This is a genomic window from Corynebacterium sp. KPL2734, assembly GCF_040225595.1.
In the GTDB taxonomy this organism is placed as follows: Bacteria; Actinomycetota; Actinomycetes; order Mycobacteriales; family Mycobacteriaceae; genus Corynebacterium; species Corynebacterium rhinophilum.
In genome coordinates, this window is sequence record NZ_JBEHFO010000001.1 from 246,261 (window position 1) to 262,459 (window position 16,199).

A 16,199-nucleotide genomic window follows, 5' to 3' on the forward strand; every position below is an offset into this window, starting at 1 on the left:
TGGTTTAGAGGGTAGACGGCCGCGCCACAAAGACCGTGGCCAACCTTTTTCCCTTCTCCTTAATGAGCGCGATGGCCTGGCCATTGGGGGCTACCGCCGCATGAACCCCAGATAGCCCGCGCGGCTCTAACCATTTGCCCATCGCTAAAGCGGCGGCTTCTTTCTCTGTGACGGGCAGCACGGGGAAACTGCGCTTGAGTGCTTCGTCGAGGCTCAAGGACAGGCGGGGGTTTTCTGCGAGATCGTCGAGGAGGTGGGCATCGGCAAGCGCAAAGGGCCCCACCGTCGTGCGGCGCAGGGCGGTTAAATGCCCACCGACGCCAAGTGCCTCGCCCATATCGCGCGCCAAGGAGCGGATATAGGTGCCGGAGGAACACTCCACGGATACATCGATGTCTAGAAAATCGCCCTCGGTGCGCATGTCATGAATATCAAAACTGTGGACGGTGACCGGGCGGGCGGGGATATCTACCTCTTTTCCCTCGCGCACCAATTCATGCGCCCTTTTACCTTTGATCTTGATGGCGGAAACCGCGGCGGGCTTTTGCATAATCTCACCGGTCAATGTGGCAACCTCGGCCTCGATGGCGGATCGATCAAGCGCTGCTGCGGGCTTGCCCCAGCGAAAGTCGCCCTCGGCATCATCGGTGGTGGTAGAAGCGCCGAGGCGAATGGTGGCTGAATAAGACTTGGTGGAAGCAACCATGTGCGCGAGGAATTTGGTACCGCGTTCGATGCCAAGGACCAGCACCCCAGTTGCCATGGGATCTAAGGTGCCGGCGTGGCCGACCTTTTTGGTGTGAAAATACCTGCGTAGGCGGCTAACAACATCGTGAGAGGTCATGCCGGCAGGCTTATCAACAATGACAAGTCCGGAATGTGCGAGCGCATCAGTCATAGGGTACAAGTCTATGCTCTACGATGGATTCCGTGGATATTTGTTACGGAATCGATGACATCCCCGCGGATGTGGGGCCGACCTCGGTAACCATTGGCGTCTTCGATGGCTTGCACCGCGGCCACCAACAGCTCGTTTCTGCCTGCGTGGAGCACGCGCGGGCGAATAATCAGGTCCCCGTTATGGTGACCTTTGACCCGCACCCGGTCTCCGTTTTCTTGCCGGAGCGCGCGCCGCTGTCTGTGGTGAGCTTCGAGCGCAGACTGGAGCTCGCGGAAGAAATGGGCATCGAGATGGTGCTTGTCATTGACTTCACCAAGGAACTAGAGGGCGTGGAGCCGCGCCCCTATGTGCGCGACCTCTTGGTGGGCAAACTCCATGCGCACCACGTGGTGGTGGGGGAGAACTTCACTTTCGGCGCTGGGGCCAGCGGCACCGCGGAAGCCATGCGGCAGCTGGGGGAGGAGTTTGGATTTAGCGTCGATATCATCCCGCTCTTGGACGAGGACGGTGTGCAGATTTGTTCCACCTATATTCGCCATAGCCTGTCCCGGGGCGCAATAGAATCGGCGAATTGGGCGCTTGGCCGGCACTTTACGGTCACTGGTCCCGTGGTTCGCGGCGCGGGGCGCGGAGGCAAGGAACTGGGATTTCCCACGGCTAATCAATATTTCCCGGATACCGTAGCCATTCCTGCGGACGGGGTCTATGCCGGTTGGTTTATTGTGCATTCTGATTCGCCCCTCGATGGGGATATGCAGCCCGAAGTAGCCTATGCCGCGGCGATTTCCGTCGGTACGAATCCCACCTTTGGTGATGAAGAGCGGTCCGTGGAGTCTTTTGTCTTGGACCGCGATGCCGATCTTTATGGCTATGAGGCAACCGTGAAATTCGTGGGCCACCTGCGGGATATGGTGAAGTTTCATTCCGTCGATGAGCTTTTGGAAGCCATGGCCCAGGACGTCGCAGCCGCCCGCAAGGTGCTGGCTGCCGATGCCCGCGCGCAGGGCTGCAATAGCGAAGACTATTTCTTAAAGGAGAAGTAAATGAAGGCCATCCTCGATCTTGATACCGGCATTGATGATGCTTTGGCCTTGGCTTATGCCCTGGCCCACCCCGATCTTGAGCTCATCGGTGTGACGTGTACTTATGGCAACGTCACGGTGCCGCTGGCGGTGCGCAATACCCTGGCGCTGCTGGATTTGCTGGATAGGTCTGATATCCCGGTCTTTGCGGGCCCCAGCCCGGACGGTTTCCAGCCCAGCGAGATTTCCTCCTTCATCCACGGCCAGAATGGCGTGGGCGAGGTCGCGCTTACCCCGTCCGATAAGACCGAGGACACGCAGCCGGCCACGGATTTCCTCTTGCAGGCCGTGCGCGATTACGGTGATGACCTGGTCATTATTCCCACAGGTCCGTCGACGACCATCGCTCAGGCTATGCTTGCCGATGCCACCTTTGCCGCCAACGCCCACATCGTCATGATGGGCGGAGCGCTGACCGTTCCTGGCAACGTCTCCGCGTGGGCAGAGGCCAATATTTCCCAAGACCCGGATGCCACCGATTACCTCTTCCGCCACAGCCAAGATGTCACCATGGTCGGCCTTGATGTCACCTTGCGCACCCTCTTGACGGAAAAAGAAACCGCGCGCTGGCGGGAGACCGGAACGACCGCGGGCGAGGTTTTCGCCGATATGGTGGATTACTACATCCGCGCTTATGCCACCACGGCTCCCCACTTGGGAGGTTGCGGTCTGCACGATCCGCTGGCCGTGGCGGTAGCCGCAGATCCGTCGTTGGTAGAGGTCATCGAAACCAATATGAAAACGGATACGCAAGGCCCCACCCGCGGGCGCACCATTGCCGATGAAACCCGGCTGAGCCAGGAACCTACCGCGAAGGTGGCCGTGGGCGTGGACAACGAGCGCTTCGTTCATGAATTCGTGGACTACCTCGAAGAACTTTTCCGGACGGTGGGCGCTAAGTAGTGCAGCGTTTTGATTTGCCGCGCTAATTGGCTGTAAGATGACGATTTGGCTTAGCGACTGTGGTTCACGACAGTTGCGGCACGCGGAGCTCGCCACGGCGGCGCTTTGCGTAGAAGAATAGTGTGGACTGAAATAAAGGAGAAATACTCATGGCACTGACCACTGAGAAGAAGGCCGAAATCCTCAAGGAGTACGGCCTGCACGAGACCGACACCGGTTCCCCTGAGGCACAGGTTGCCCTGCTGACCTCTCGCATCAATACTTTGACCGAGCACTTGAAGTTCCACAAGCACGATCACCACTCCCGTCGTGGTCTGCTGCTGATGGTTGGTCGTCGTCGTGGCCTGCTGAAGTACTTGGCAGAAAACAACGTGGATCGCTACCGTGACCTGATTTCCCGCCTGGGCCTGCGCCGCTAATTGCGACGCGGCTGCGGCCGAATTATTCCCCTTGCCCTGCGGCAAGGGGAATTAGTGGTTTTATACCCACTTTATCCTTGTGGGGAGCAGGGGCGATTGCGGTTGCCGTAGCTCAAAAGTGCGGAATCTCTGTTAGAATTTTCACCGTTGTCAAAAACAATGTGGAAAAGGCGGCACCGACGATCGCCTAAAACATTCAAGGAGATTTACTAGATGAGCGTTCAGAACTCCGTAGAGTTCAATATCGATGAAGAATTCGGTATTACCGAAGCTATCGCTGTCCTCGACAATGGGGACTTTGGTACCCGCACCGTTCGTTTCGAAACCGGCCAGCTGGCCCGCCAAGCAGATGGTTCCGTAACCACGTACCTCGACGATGACACGATGCTGCTGGCCACCACGACCGCCTCGAACCAGCCGCGCGAGAACTTTGACTTCTTCCCGCTAACCGTTGACGTGGAAGAGCGCATGTACGCGGCCGGTAAGATCCCCGGTTCCTTCTTTCGCCGCGAGGGCCGCCCCTCCACGGAGGCTATCTTGGCGTGCCGCCTCATCGACCGCCCGCTGCGCCCCACTTTTGTCAAGGGCCTGCGCAATGAAGTACAGGTTGTTATCACCGTCCTGTCGCAGGACCCAGAAGAGTACTATGACGTCGTAGCCATCAACGGCGCGTCCGCGGCAACCCAGCTTTCCGGCCTGCCGGTATCCGGTGCCGTCGGCGGCGTGCGCATGGCGCTCATCGCCGATGACAAGCACCCAGAGGGCCAGTGGGTGGCTTTCCCGAACCACGAGCAGCACGAGCGCGCGCTCTTTGAGATGGTCGTGGCGGGCCGCATCGTGACTAAGGGCCGCAAAGAAGACGTCGCCATCATGATGGTGGAGGCCGGTGCTGGCACCAACGTTGCAGAGCGCATCGCCGATGGCGCCCCGGCTCCGCAAGAAGCCGCCGTCGCCGAGGGCCTCGAGGCGGCTAAGCCGTTCATCAAGACCCTGTGTGAAGCCCAAAACGGCCTTGCAGAGCGCACTGCCAAGGAGACCCAAGAGTTCCCGCTCTTCCCTGCCTATGAGGACGATGTCTTCGCCGCCGTGGAAAAGGCCGCTTCCAAGAAGCTGGAGAACCTGCTGAGCATCCCAGGCAAGCAGGAGCGCGACGAGGCTACGAATGCACACATGGAACAGGTAGAACAAGACCTGTTGCCGCAATTCGCGGACTTGGAAGAAGCAGTGGCCTCCAAGCAGATTCGCGCTGCTTATAACGAGGTCATGAAGAAGATCGTGCGTCGCAAGATCTTGACCGATGGCTTCCGCATCGATGGCCGCGGGCTTACCGATATCCGCGACCTGTCCGTCGAAGTTGACTTGGTACCACGCGCACACGGTTCTTCCTTGTTCGAGCGCGGTGAGACGCAGATCCTCGGTGTAACCACCCTGGATATGCTGAAGATGGAGCAGCAGATTGACTCGCTTACTCCCATCGAGTCCAAGCGCTACATGCACCACTACAACTTCCCGCCATTTTCTACCGGTGAGACCGGCCGCGTCGGCTCGCCCAAGCGCCGCGAAATCGGCCACGGTGCACTAGCCGAGCGCGCCCTGCTTCCGGTCATTCCGTCGCGCGAGGATTTCCCGTATGCCATCCGCCAGGTCTCTGAGGCGCTCGGTTCCAACGGTTCCACCTCCATGGGTTCTGTGTGCGCATCCACCCTGTCCCTCTACAATGCGGGTGTTCCGCTCAAGGCGCCGGTAGCCGGCATCGCCATGGGCCTGGTCTCCGGTGAGGTTAAGGGCAAGGAAAAATTCGTGGCACTGACCGATATCTTGGGCGCCGAAGACGCCTTCGGCGACATGGACTTCAAGGTTGCAGGTACCTCTGAATTCATCACTGCGCTGCAGTTGGACACGAAGCTCGATGGCATTCCGTCTAAGGTCTTGGCTCAAGCACTCGAGCAGGCCCGCGATGCCCGTGCCACCATCCTGGAAACCATGGCTGAGGTCATTGATTCCCCAGATGAGATGTCTGGCCTGGCCCCGAAGATCGCTTCGGTGAAGATACCGGTTAATAAGATTGGTGAGCTCATCGGGCCTAAGGGCAAGACCATCAACCAGATCACCGAAGATACCGGTGCTGAAGTCTCGATTGAAGACGATGGCACGGTCTACATCTCTGCGGTAACCGGCGAAGCAGCGGATGCTGCGATTGAAAAGGTTAACTCCATTGCCAATCCGCAGTTGCCCAAGGTAGGCGAGCGCTTCCTCGGCACGGTAGTCAAGACCGTTCCATTCGGCGCCTTCGTATCCTTGACCCCAGGCCGCGATGGATTGATCCACATCTCCAACCTGGGTGGGGACGAGCGCATCGAGAAGGTCGAAGATGTCGTCAACGTGGGCGACAAGGTACAGGTAGAAATCGCGGATATTGATAACCGCGGCAAGATTTCCCTAGTGCCCGTTGAGGACTAACCCCTCGCGCGCTCGTTAGAGCAATGGCCCTGTTTCCCGCACATGCTGGGAAACAGGGCCATTTCTATGCCTTCGCTATGATTACCTAATTTTGGAAATCAAGCACGAGGCGCTTGGGGTTCTGCAGGAAGGTCACGGAATACGGCGTTTGCTTCTTCAGACCGATGATCAACTGCGTTTGCGCCTCGAAGGTGGTGGTGTAGTTGATCTCTTGCACAACGCCGGCACCTGGGGTGATGCCAGTATCCATGAACTTTTGCTCCAACTCTGGCGTCGATGGCCACGGGGTGCCCTCGATGCCAAGGTTGAGAAATGTAGCGCCTTTTACCTCGACAGGAAGTCCCGAGGCCTGGTGGGCGGGCTGATCCGTATAGGTGGTAAACCACCCGGCTTCGCCGTCTCCTTCAAGGTCGACCACGACGCGGGTGAATGAATCGTGCGCGGCTACCCGGATCTCTGTGGGAACGAGGCCACCCAATCCAGGAGGAAGGTGGCGTTGATCCTCGAGGGAGGGCGTGCCCATGCCACCAAAAGTCGGCTTTGGATTATTGCCTTGCGCCTTTTGTTGATTGTGGCTTAACGGGGCGGTGTCTTCTACCGTCTTGGTTGGGTCATCGTCAGTGGTCGTGGTAGAAGGCTCTGACTTCTTTGCCGATGACGTCGTCGACTCTGCAGTGGAACCGGTTGATTCCTCCTGCGTGGCAAATGAGGCATCGGCGGCCTTGTCATCGCTGGGGCTAGCGCAAGCAGCCAATGAGAGCATGCAGCTTATACCGGCGCCAGCAGCGATAACGCGGGTGAGAGTAGATCGAGACATTGTGACCACTTCCTAGGTTGTCTACCTTGTTGTCTCTTTCAATTCTACCGGTACACAAGTGGCTCAACTGGGGAAGTGATGCAATTGTTGTACAAAGAAAACTAGCGAAGGTGTGGACTAACGCTTCAACTGGACGAGCTGGATGAGGTTGCCCACGGTATCGTCAAAGACCGCGATGATGGAGGGTCCAACGTCGGTGGGCTCCATGGTAAAGCCCACGCCCTTGTCCTTTAGTTCGGCGTATTCTTTCTCCACATCCTGCGACAAGAATTGGGTGACCGGGATATTATCCGCCTTCAGCGCTTCGGTGTACGTCTTGGCGGCTGGGTGGCCCTTGGGCTCAAGCAGCAATTCAACGCTGCCATCGCCGTCGGCGTTGGTGACCGTCAGCCACCGGAAATCGCCGTGTGTGACGTCATCTTTTACGCGGAAGCCAAGGACATCGACATAGAAATCGTGGGCACGAGCAACGTCATCTACTGGAACGGAAGCAATATAAATCTGCATGGCAGCCAGTCTAGCAGTGGTATTTCTGGTGTCCGGAGGGCTGCCCGCCGCGCATGAGCGAGCGCGATAGGATAGGTAAAGAAGTAGAATTTTAACGCAAAGTTGTTAAGAAAGTGAGGCCCACAATGGCGATCAAAGTAGGAATCTTGGGAGCGCAAGGGCGCGTCGGCAAGGCGATTGTTGAAGGCGTGAATGCCGAAGATGATTTAGAGCTCGTAGCGGAAATTAGCCGCGGGGATGATCTGCAGCAATTAGTTGATAATCATGCAGAGGTTATCGTGGACTTCACCCAGCCTGATTCGGTGATGGGAAACTTGGAGTTTTGCATCGCGAACGGCATCCACTGCGTGGTGGGTACTACTGGCTTTGATAAAGAGCGCTTGGACCAGGTTGAGCAGTGGACCCGCCAAGAAGGTGCTGGCAACGTGCTGATCGCACCTAATTTCGCTATCTCTGCTGTCATGACAATGGTGCTTGCTAAGCAGGCGGCGAAGTTCTTTGAGACTGCTGAGGTCGTGGAATTTCACCACCCCACCAAGCTGGATGCGCCTTCCGGCACCGCTATCCACACCGCAGAAGCCATTGCCCAAGCGCGCCGCGACGCCGACCTGGGGGAGATGCCGGATGCAACGGAAAAGTCCCTCGATGGGGCACGTGGGGCGAATGTAGACGGAATCCCGGTGCATGCCGTGCGTACCCGCGGCATGGTGGCCCACGAAGAGGTCATTTTCGGTGCGCAGGGACAGTCTCTGACCATCCGCCAGGATTCTTACGATCGTTCCTCCTTTACTCCCGGCGTACTGGTCGGCGTGCGGGAGATTGCGCAGCACCCAGGATTGGTCGTCGGGCTAGACAAGTACCTGGGGCTGTAGCGGTATGGCCACTGCGAGTGAGCTTAAAATCCAGCTCATTGCCGCTACCGAGTTTCATCCGCCGCAGGGAACGCAGTGGAGCGCTGATGACACGGCGACTGACGGCGAGGCCCTCGTCGAATTCGCCGGACGGGCGTGTTATGAGTCTTTTGATAAGCCCAACCCGCGCACCGCTACGAATTCCGCCTACCTGCACCACATCATGGAGGTAGGCCATACGGCGCTATTGGAACACGCCACGGCCACGATGTACATCACGGGGCTCTCGCGCTCTGCCAGCCACGAATTGGTTCGACACCGGCATTTTTCCTTCTCGCAGCTATCCCAGCGCTTTGTGCATCCAAAGGAGACGCAAGTAGCGCTGCCCAAGCTGGTGAAAGAAGATGAGCAATTGCGCCGGTTGGTCATGCAGGCGGTCGATGAAACCCGTTTTGTCTACGATGAGCTGCTAGAAGCCTTGGAAGAAAAGCTCGATGAGCCGAATGCGCTGCTGCGAAAGAAGCAGGCGCGCCAGGCAGCGCGCGCAGTATTGCCCAACGCTACGGAAACTAGGCTCGTCGTCACCGGTAATTACCGTGCGTGGCGCCACTTCATTGGGGCGCGTGCGGCCGAGCACGCGGATACAGAATTGCGCCACGTAGCGGTGGAGTGTTTGAAGCATTTGCAGGAGCAAGCACCAGCGCTTTTCGATGACTTCCATATCACCACGTTGGCCGATGGAACGCAGATGGCCGCAAGCCCCTACGCTTAACACGCGGCACCCCGATGCGGCCAAAAGGTGTCCTAGCGGGTAACCTTGACGGCTATGAGCACAGGTATGACAGCAAAGACTGGCGTTGACACCTTCGGTCGCATTGGCGTCGCCATGGTCACTCCGTTTGATCGTGACGGTGCGCTGGATTTAGAAGCGGGTCGCCGCCTGGCAGCTCATCTCGTAGACAACGGCGTGGATTCACTCATCTTGGGTGGAACGACGGGCGAGTCTCCAACCACGTCCTTGGACGAAAAGTTGGAGCTGCTCAAGGCCGTAAAAGAGGAAGTAGGAGACCGCGTCCGGATCTGTGCGGGCGCCGGAACGAATAATACCGCCACCTCCATCGAGGTGGCCCAAGCTTCCGCCGCCGCCGGAGCCGATAGTTTGCTCGTGGTGACTCCGTATTATTCTAAGCCCTCCCAAAAGGGCGTCTACGAGCATTTTGCCGCAGTTGCTGATTCAACGGATCTGCCGATTTGCGTCTATGACATCCCTGGCCGCTCGGGCATCCCAGTGGCGTCGGATACGCTCCGACGCCTTGCGGAATTGCCGACTATCCAAGCCGTGAAAGATGCCAAGGGCGATCTTTCTGCGGCCGCAGAACTCATCCAAGAAACCGATTTGGCGTGGTACTCCGGTGATGATCCGATTAACCTGCCGTGGCTGTCCCTCGGCGCTTCGGGTTTCATCTCCGTTATCGGTCACGCCGCACCGCGTGCCTTGGTAGAACTCTATGAAGCTTTCGATGCGGGCGATTTGGCCCGCGCGCAAGAAATAAATTACTCAACGCTTCTTCCACTGACCCGCGCTCAAGCGCGGTTGGGCGGAGCGACATTTGCAAAGGAAGCTCTGCGCCTGCAGGGCTTTGAAGTTGGCGAGCCCCGCCTTCCTATCACCGCCGCGAGCGAGGAGGAACGCGAGGTACTTCGCCGTGATTTGGAACAATCTGGAGTCCTTTAAGAATGACTGAACCCCGTAACCGTTCCCGCAAGGTGACCCGCAAGGTGGGTCCACCTTCGGAAACTGAGACCGCCTCCAACGAGGCGGCTTCGCCCGTATTTCAGGCCCCTGCCAATAACGCCGGCACTGCCGGAAACGAAGACCAGGCCAACTCTGGCCGGAACAACTCGTCCGATAACAAGAACGATGGCGATAACAACGGACGTCGCTCGCGTTCCCGCGGCGGCCGCGGCCGTGGCCGTGGCGGAAACGGCAATAATGGCCATGGCCAGGGAAATAACCACGGCGGCAATGGCCAAGGTGGCAATAACCACGGTGGCAATAACAAGAACAACAACGGTGGCAACGGAAAGAACGGCAATGGCAAAGGCCGTGGCCGCAACAACAACAACCGCGGCCGCCGCAATGTGCCGAAGTCGATGCAGGGCGCGGATCTGACCAAGCGCCTACCGGAACCGCCGAAGCAGGCGAAAGATACCCTGCGCATCTACGCTTTGGGCGGAATTTCTGAAATCGGCCGCAATATGACCGTCTTTGAGTACGGCGATGAGCTGCTCATCATTGACTGCGGCGTGCTCTTCCCATCCTCCGGCGAGCCTGGCGTGGATCTCATCCTGCCGGACTTCGGGCCGATTGAAAAGAAGATCAACAAGGTAAAGGCTCTCGTGGTTACCCACGCCCACGAGGATCACATTGGTGCCATCCCGTGGCTGTTGAAGCTGCGCCCGGATATTCCCATCGTTGCCTCCCGTTTCACCATCGCGCTTATTGCGGCGAAGTGTAAGGAACACCGCCAGAAGCCGAAGTTCGTCGAGGTTAACGAGAAGTCCGACGTGACCTACGGCTGCTTCCGCGTTCGCTTCTGGGCGGTTAACCACTCCGTGCCTGATGCACTCGGCATCATGCTGGGCACCCCGGCCGGTAACATCATCCACACCGGTGATATCAAGCTGGACCAGACCCCGTTGGATAACCGTCCGACCGACCTTCCGGCGCTGTCTCGTTACGGCGACGAGGGCGTTGACCTCATGCTGTGCGATTCCACCAACGCCACGGTGCCGGGCGTATCTGCCTCCGAGGGCGATATCCCTGCCAACTTCAAGCGCTTGGTGGCTAACGCGAAGCAGCGTGTCATCTTGGCTTCCTTCGCCTCGAACGTCTACCGCGTGCAGGCCGCCATCGATGCTGCCGTGGCCAATGGCCGCAAGGTGGCCTTCAACGGTCGATCGATGATGCGCAACATGGAAATCGCGGAAAAGATGGGCTTTTTGAAGGTTCCGCGCGGCACGATTATCCCAATCGATGAGGCCGCGAAGATGGCCCCGCACAAGACCATGCTCATCACCACCGGTACGCAGGGTGAGCCGATGGCTGCGCTCTCACGCATGGCCCGCCGCGAACACCGCCAGATTACGGTGCGCGATGGCGATACCATCATCTTCTCGTCCTCGCTCATTCCGGGCAATGAGGAGGCCGTCTTCGGCGTTATCAATATGCTGTCCCAGATTGGTGCCAACGTCATCACCAACCAGGACGTCAAGGTGCACGCTTCCGGCCACGGCTACTCCGGTGAGCTGCTCTTCCTGTACAACGCGGCGCGCCCGCGCAATGCCATGCCGGTCCACGGCGAGTGGCGCCACCTGCGGGCTAATAAGGAATTGGCGATTTCTACCGGCGTTGCCCGCGACCGGACGGTCTTGGCGCAAAACGGCGTCGTGGTGGATCTGCGCAAGGGCCGCGCGGAGGTCGTCGGCCAGCTGCAGGTTGGCCACCTCTACGTCGATGGCGTGTCCATGGGTGATGTCGATGCCGATACCTTGGCAGATCGCACCAACCTGGGTGCCGGCGGCGTGGTATCCATTACCTGCGTGATTGATAACCGCACCTCCCGCTTGCTGGAGCACCCGACGGTCGCGACCACCGGCTTCTCCGACGATGACCGCGGCGTCGTGCCCGAGGTGGCAGAGATGGTGGAAAACACCATGAACGACCTCGCTGCAGAGGGTGAGAATGACACCTACCGGATGGTGCAGAAGCTGCGCCGCAAGGTCTCCAAGCTCATGGATTCCAAGTACAAGCGCGAGCCGGTCATTTTGCCCACCATCGTGCCGACGAATTCCGGGACGCTGCTTGCCGATGACGCCGATGTCGACGCCAGCCGCGAGTCCCTGTAGATTCTCCTACAAAAGGATTTAATCCCGGCATAATTTCTGTGCCCCAGCATTTCGATGTCCTCGGTATGCTGGGGCACATGTCGTTTTCATCTTCCGAACGCGCCAAGATGGTCGCGCTTTTTCATCAGTTAGGTCCCGATGCCCCCACGTTGTGTGAGGGCTGGACCACGCGCGACTTAGTTACTCACCTCTGGGTGCGCGAAAACCGTCCCGATGCTGCCGCGGGCATGTTCCTCTCGGTCTTTAAGTCTCACCTGGACAAGGAATCCGCCAAGGTCGCCCGCCGCGATTTCGATGAGCTTGTCGATGCCTGGGGGAGGGGACCGGCAAAGTTCAACCCCGCACGCTTTCTTGATTCCCAGCAGAATTTGGCCGAGCATTTTATCCATCACGAGGATATTCGCCGCGCCAATGGCGAGACCGAACCGCGCGATTTTTCCGCTGCGGTACAGAAGAAGCTGCACCGCTTTTTGAAGATCTGGGCTAAATTTAGCCTGCGCAAGTCCACCCAACCGGTCATCCTGCAACCGGATGGGCTGCCGCGCATCGTCGTGGCGGATAAGCACGGGGTGGCCGATCGTGGTGATCGTGTGGTCCGCGTCAGCGGGGAGGTCGGGGAACTACTGCTGTGGGCGTACGGGCGCGACGTTGTCCAAGTCACCATCAATGGCGATGAGTCCGCCATTGAAATGTCAACCCTCTAGCCTAGAAATAGGCACTTTTCCTGGCCGGGCGGCAACGTTTTGACGCAGATACTGCATAATTTCCAGTTTGCGGACCGCGCCACGCGTGTGGCGTATGTGATTTGTGGGGTTTTCCGGTTAAGGTAAATGACATGTCTGTCAAAAATGCCTCCTCGCGCGGATCGCGCCGCAACCAGACGCGAGCATCGAAAAGCGCGCCTGGCCGGAAAGTCAACCGGTCGCGCCCGTCTGGCCGCAGTCAGTCCAGCGCCGGTGTGCCAGAGACCCTGGAGATGACCTCGTCTGGGCGCGCGGCAGGAACGACGCAGGAGCGTACGGGGAGCGCATTTCGGGCCGTCGGCAAGGGGCTTGGCTCTGCATTTGGTGCCACCGCGCGAGGAATGGGCAATGTCGCCCGCGGCCTAGGAAATGGCCTTGCGGGCTTAAAGCCGAGCCAGGATGCACCTGCAGACGGCACGGAGGATTTCGAGAGAACAAGGGAGCCACAGGAAATTTCTGACAGCGCCGGGAAAAAGAAGAAGAGCAAGGTAACTCGCGCGCGCGATATCGCGGCCGAGGAGGAAGCACAGGCTGCCGAGGAGGCCGCGCCATCTTCCCAGGGTGGGTTCCGCGTCAATAATCCGGATGCGGTTGCCTTAGTGCTCATTGGCGTATCCATCGTCCTCGCCGCCACCGTGTGGTTTGGCGTCGCCGGCCAGGTGGGCGCCTGGGTGGGTAACCTGGTGCGCTACGTCATCGGCGCCGGCGCGTGGGTACTTCCCATTGCGCTCGTCGCGCTGGCCATCTCACTCATGATGGAATTGGACGGTCCATCCGGTCGCATCAATCCGCGTATTGCCGGTGGCACGTCGATCACCGTGCTGGCGATGCTGAGCCTCATTCACATATTTGCCGACAATCCGCCGCTCGGTTTTACTACCGATACCGCGGGCGGGGCCGGAGGTGTTGTTGGCTTTGCCATCGGCGGGATCCTCGATGCCGCGTTTACCTCGTATGTTGCGGTGCCGCTGCTCTTCCTTGTCATCATTTACGGTGCGCTGCTGGTTACCGGTATTACCATCCGCGAGGTCTACGAGCTCGTTGCGGATTCGCTGCGCTCGGCCTTTTCCCGCTTTGGCGGCAGCGAGGCGGACTACGACGATGCCGACGAAGACGATCTTTACGGCCACGTATCTGGCGATATCGACGATATTGCGCACGGCCGCGAGCGATCCGAGCGTCCTGCGCCGAAACGTCGCCGCCCGTCCACCCCGCGCAAGACCGGTAGCTCCTATCCGGTGGAGCCGCTTGCCGATGCCCCCGGAGACGACCACACCGTCGCCTTCAATACTCCAGTCCGCGCGGGCTATGAACCCGTAGACCGCAGCGACGAAGAACTGGGATACGGCACGGATTCCAGCATGGGGGATACCGATGCCTTCCCGGCCGTAGACGACGCCGAATACACAGAGGACTCCGAATCCACCCAACCGGCGCTGCCAGAAAGTGAGCCCACCCGCGTTTTGGGTACTGCCACTGGCGGGTCTTCTGCCGGCCGCAAGAAGGGCGATGCAGCTTCGCGCGCTGGTCGCGCCGCGGGTGCCGCTGGTGCTGCTGCTTCTGGGGTGGCCGGCGCTGCTGGTGCTGCTGGTGCCGCTGGTGCCGCTGGCAAGGCCAAGGGCGCTGCAGCCAGTGCCGGTGCTGCTGGAGCCGCCGCGGGCGCGGCTGCCGCAGGTGCTGCCAAGGCCGGATCTGATGCCGTGTCTTCGGCGCACGAGGAGGCTCGGCGCCTGTTCCGTGAGCGCTCTGGTCGCGATGCCGCCACCGGCGCACAGGTAGAATCCGCCGCGGCGGAGCAGCCTGCCGCGCAACCCCAAGCGCCCGCCCCAGCGCAGTTTGGCAACGACAACTATGCGGTGCCCTCTACCGATCTCCTAACCCCTGGTACGCCTGCGAAGGAACGAACCGAGATCAATGACCGCATCATTGAGGCCATTACTGATGTCTTCGAAGAGTTCAACGTCAATGCTCAGGTAACGGGCTTTAGCCGTGGCCCCACGGTAACCCGCTATGAGATTGAGCTTGGACCAGGCGTGAAGGTCTCAAAGATTACGAACCTGCAGTCCAACCTGGCCTATGCCGTAGCGACCGATAACCTGCGTTTGCTTACGCCGATTCCAGGCAAGTCCGCGGTGGGCATTGAGGTGCCTAACCCGGACCGCGAAATGGTCCACCTGCGCGAGGTCTTGGATGCGCCTAGCATGACTTCGTCCCCGGATCCAATGTTGATTGGCCTGGGCAAGGACATCGAGGGTGAATACACGTCCTTTTCCGTGCAGAAGATGCCGCACTTGCTGGTTGCCGGTGCCACCGGTTCCGGTAAGTCTGCATTCGTGAACTCCATGCTGGTTTCGCTGCTGACCCGCGCCACCCCGGAGCAGGTGCGCCTGATCCTCGTCGATCCAAAGATGGTCGAGCTCACGCCGTATGAAGGCATCCCGCACCTGATTACGCCCATCATCACCCAGCCGAAGAAGGCCGCTGCGGCACTCCAGTGGCTAGTGGAAGAGATGGAGCAGCGCTACATGGATATGAAGGCCGCGCGTGTGCGCAAGATCGAGGACTATAACCGCAAGGTAGTCTCCGGCGAGTACCAGGCACCGGCCGGTTCCGAGCGCGAGGTTCGTCCTTATCCTTATATCGTCTGCGTGGTAGACGAGCTGGCGGATTTGATGATGACCGCCCCGAAGGAAATTGAGGACTCCATCGTCCGCATCACCCAGAAGGCCCGCGCTGCCGGCATCCACTTGGTGCTCGCCACCCAGCGCCCGTCCGTCGATGTGGTCACCGGCCTGATCAAGACCAACGTGCCTTCCCGCTTGGCGTTTGCTACCTCGTCCTTGACCGACTCTCGCGTCATCTTGGACCAAGGCGGTGCGGAAAAACTCATCGGCATGGGCGATGGCCTATTCATCCCGCAGGGAAAGCGCCCAGTGCGCATGCAGGGCGCATTCGTTTCCGATGACGAGGTCATGGATGTCGTCGAAGCCGCCAAATCCCAGGCTGCCCCGAACTACACCGAGGGCGTGACCGAGGAAAAGCAGTCCGAGGCGAAGAAGGAAATCGACGATGACATCGGCAAGGACATGGATGACCTCCTCGAGGCCGTCGAACTTGTGGTGACCGCCCAGCTGGGTTCCACCTCAATGCTGCAGCGCAAGCTGCGCATCGGCTTTGCCAAGGCGGGCCGCCTGATGGATCTGATGGAATCGCGCGGTGTCGTGGGGCCATCGGAAGGCTCCAAGGCCCGCGAGGTGCTGGTCAAGCCCGAAGAGCTCGACACCATCCTGTGGATGATTAAGGGCGCCGATCCTGCCGAGGCTCCCAAGGAAATCCAGGACGAGATGAACCAAGAAGAGGCAGACGATGATGCGGGCGATTCTGCAGAGTCTGCTACTTCCGATGCCCCCGATGCGCCCAATTCCGATACGCGGACGGTGCAAGCAACCTATAACCCATCGTCCGGAGCATTCTAAGTAGTGTAAGATAGTCACGGTCTTGGAGGGGAGTACCCCACATACGGCATAGATCGTCAACACGGTAGCCTGGCGCTCCCGGTCGTGTCGGCCCAGCAAGGAATAGTCGCTGGGCGGGGGAGACCTCCGGT

General features: G+C 59.3%; 13 protein-coding genes. 10 read left to right on the plus strand and 3 right to left on the minus strand.

Annotated features, from left to right (window positions below; all coding sequences use genetic code 11):
* Positions 1-4: 4 nt before the first annotated feature.
* Positions 5-898 (minus strand): tRNA pseudouridine(55) synthase TruB, encoded by an 894-nt coding sequence (gene truB / locus ABRP88_RS01150; protein WP_284819376.1) that lies wholly within the window; start codon positions 896-898, stop codon positions 5-7.
* Positions 899-921: 23 nt separating this feature from the next.
* On the opposite strand from truB, the gene ABRP88_RS01155 reads away from it, so the two are divergent.
* The 4 genes from ABRP88_RS01155 to ABRP88_RS01170 all read left to right on the plus strand — a co-directional run bounded on the left by ABRP88_RS01155 (position 922) and on the right by ABRP88_RS01170 (position 5,765).
* Positions 922-1,944 (plus strand): bifunctional riboflavin kinase/FAD synthetase, encoded by a 1,023-nt coding sequence (locus ABRP88_RS01155; protein WP_349835791.1) that lies wholly within the window; start codon positions 922-924, stop codon positions 1,942-1,944.
* A complete protein-coding gene (locus tag ABRP88_RS01160) occupies positions 1,945-2,886 on the plus strand; it encodes a nucleoside hydrolase (protein WP_284853268.1) in 942 nt (313 codons plus the stop codon). It begins immediately after the preceding gene.
* Positions 2,887-3,035: 149 nt separating this feature from the next.
* Entirely contained in the window at positions 3,036-3,305 is a 270-nt protein-coding gene (gene rpsO, locus ABRP88_RS01165; protein WP_005278802.1) for a 30S ribosomal protein S15, read from the plus strand.
* A gap of 213 nt (positions 3,306-3,518) precedes the next feature.
* The gene (locus ABRP88_RS01170) at positions 3,519-5,765 is read left to right on the plus strand and encodes a polyribonucleotide nucleotidyltransferase (RefSeq protein WP_284853267.1); all 2,247 of its coding nucleotides are present in this window, start codon (positions 3,519-3,521) and stop codon (positions 5,763-5,765) included.
* Positions 5,766-5,850: 85 nt separating this feature from the next.
* On the opposite strand, the gene ABRP88_RS01175 is transcribed toward ABRP88_RS01170, so the two are convergent.
* On the minus strand, positions 5,851-6,582 hold the full coding sequence (locus ABRP88_RS01175; protein ID WP_349835793.1) for an AMIN-like domain-containing (lipo)protein: 732 nt from the start codon (positions 6,580-6,582) through the stop codon (positions 5,851-5,853).
* Between the two features lie 117 nt (positions 6,583-6,699).
* Positions 6,700-7,089 (minus strand): VOC family protein, encoded by a 390-nt coding sequence (locus tag ABRP88_RS01180; RefSeq protein WP_349835794.1) that lies wholly within the window; start codon positions 7,087-7,089, stop codon positions 6,700-6,702.
* Positions 7,090-7,214: 125 nt separating this feature from the next.
* Here ABRP88_RS01180 and dapB point away from each other — a divergent pair, with 125 nt between their 5' ends.
* The 6 genes from dapB to ABRP88_RS01210 all read left to right on the plus strand — a co-directional run bounded on the left by dapB (position 7,215) and on the right by ABRP88_RS01210 (position 16,068).
* A complete protein-coding gene (gene dapB, locus ABRP88_RS01185) occupies positions 7,215-7,961 on the plus strand; it encodes a 4-hydroxy-tetrahydrodipicolinate reductase (protein ID WP_284782137.1) in 747 nt (248 codons plus the stop codon).
* A 4-nt stretch (positions 7,962-7,965) separates the two neighbouring features.
* On the plus strand, positions 7,966-8,712 hold the full coding sequence (gene thyX / locus ABRP88_RS01190) for an FAD-dependent thymidylate synthase (protein WP_349835796.1): 747 nt from the start codon (positions 7,966-7,968) through the stop codon (positions 8,710-8,712).
* Positions 8,713-8,766: 54 nt separating this feature from the next.
* The gene (dapA, locus tag ABRP88_RS01195) at positions 8,767-9,675 is read left to right on the plus strand and encodes a 4-hydroxy-tetrahydrodipicolinate synthase (protein WP_284769633.1); all 909 of its coding nucleotides are present in this window, start codon (positions 8,767-8,769) and stop codon (positions 9,673-9,675) included.
* 2 nt (positions 9,676-9,677) lie between these two features.
* Positions 9,678-11,849, plus strand: a complete 2,172-nt coding sequence (locus tag ABRP88_RS01200; RefSeq protein WP_349835798.1) for a ribonuclease J — start codon at positions 9,678-9,680, stop codon at positions 11,847-11,849.
* Positions 11,850-11,914: 65 nt separating this feature from the next.
* Positions 11,915-12,553, plus strand: a complete 639-nt coding sequence (locus ABRP88_RS01205) for a TIGR03085 family metal-binding protein (protein WP_284851695.1) — start codon at positions 11,915-11,917, stop codon at positions 12,551-12,553.
* A gap of 272 nt (positions 12,554-12,825) precedes the next feature.
* Positions 12,826-16,068, plus strand: a complete 3,243-nt coding sequence (locus ABRP88_RS01210; protein ID WP_502879834.1) for an FtsK/SpoIIIE family DNA translocase — start codon at positions 12,826-12,828, stop codon at positions 16,066-16,068.
* Positions 16,069-16,199 lie beyond the last annotated feature (131 nt).

Excerpts from the sequence above, each read along its gene's own strand:
- ABRP88_RS01175 (WP_349835793.1), bottom strand. The coding sequence starts at position 6,582 with ATGTCTCGATCTACTCTCACCCGCGTTATCGCTGCTGGCGCCGGTATA.
- thyX (WP_349835796.1), top strand. The coding sequence starts at position 7,966 with ATGGCCACTGCGAGTGAGCTTAAAATCCAGCTCATTGCCGCTACCGAG.
- ABRP88_RS01170 (WP_284853267.1), top strand. The coding sequence starts at position 3,519 with ATGAGCGTTCAGAACTCCGTAGAGTTCAATATCGATGAAGAATTCGGT.
- ABRP88_RS01155 (WP_349835791.1), top strand. The coding sequence starts at position 922 with ATGGATTCCGTGGATATTTGTTACGGAATCGATGACATCCCCGCGGAT.
- ABRP88_RS01210 (WP_502879834.1), top strand. The coding sequence starts at position 12,826 with ATGACCTCGTCTGGGCGCGCGGCAGGAACGACGCAGGAGCGTACGGGG.
- dapA (WP_284769633.1), top strand. The coding sequence starts at position 8,767 with ATGAGCACAGGTATGACAGCAAAGACTGGCGTTGACACCTTCGGTCGC.
- ABRP88_RS01200 (WP_349835798.1), top strand. The coding sequence starts at position 9,678 with ATGACTGAACCCCGTAACCGTTCCCGCAAGGTGACCCGCAAGGTGGGT.
- ABRP88_RS01205 (WP_284851695.1), top strand. The coding sequence starts at position 11,915 with ATGCTGGGGCACATGTCGTTTTCATCTTCCGAACGCGCCAAGATGGTC.
- rpsO (WP_005278802.1), top strand. The coding sequence starts at position 3,036 with ATGGCACTGACCACTGAGAAGAAGGCCGAAATCCTCAAGGAGTACGGC.
- ABRP88_RS01180 (WP_349835794.1), bottom strand. The coding sequence starts at position 7,089 with ATGCAGATTTATATTGCTTCCGTTCCAGTAGATGACGTTGCTCGTGCC.
- dapB (WP_284782137.1), top strand. The coding sequence starts at position 7,215 with ATGGCGATCAAAGTAGGAATCTTGGGAGCGCAAGGGCGCGTCGGCAAG.
- ABRP88_RS01160 (WP_284853268.1), top strand. The coding sequence starts at position 1,945 with ATGAAGGCCATCCTCGATCTTGATACCGGCATTGATGATGCTTTGGCC.
- truB (WP_284819376.1), bottom strand. The coding sequence starts at position 898 with ATGACTGATGCGCTCGCACATTCCGGACTTGTCATTGTTGATAAGCCT.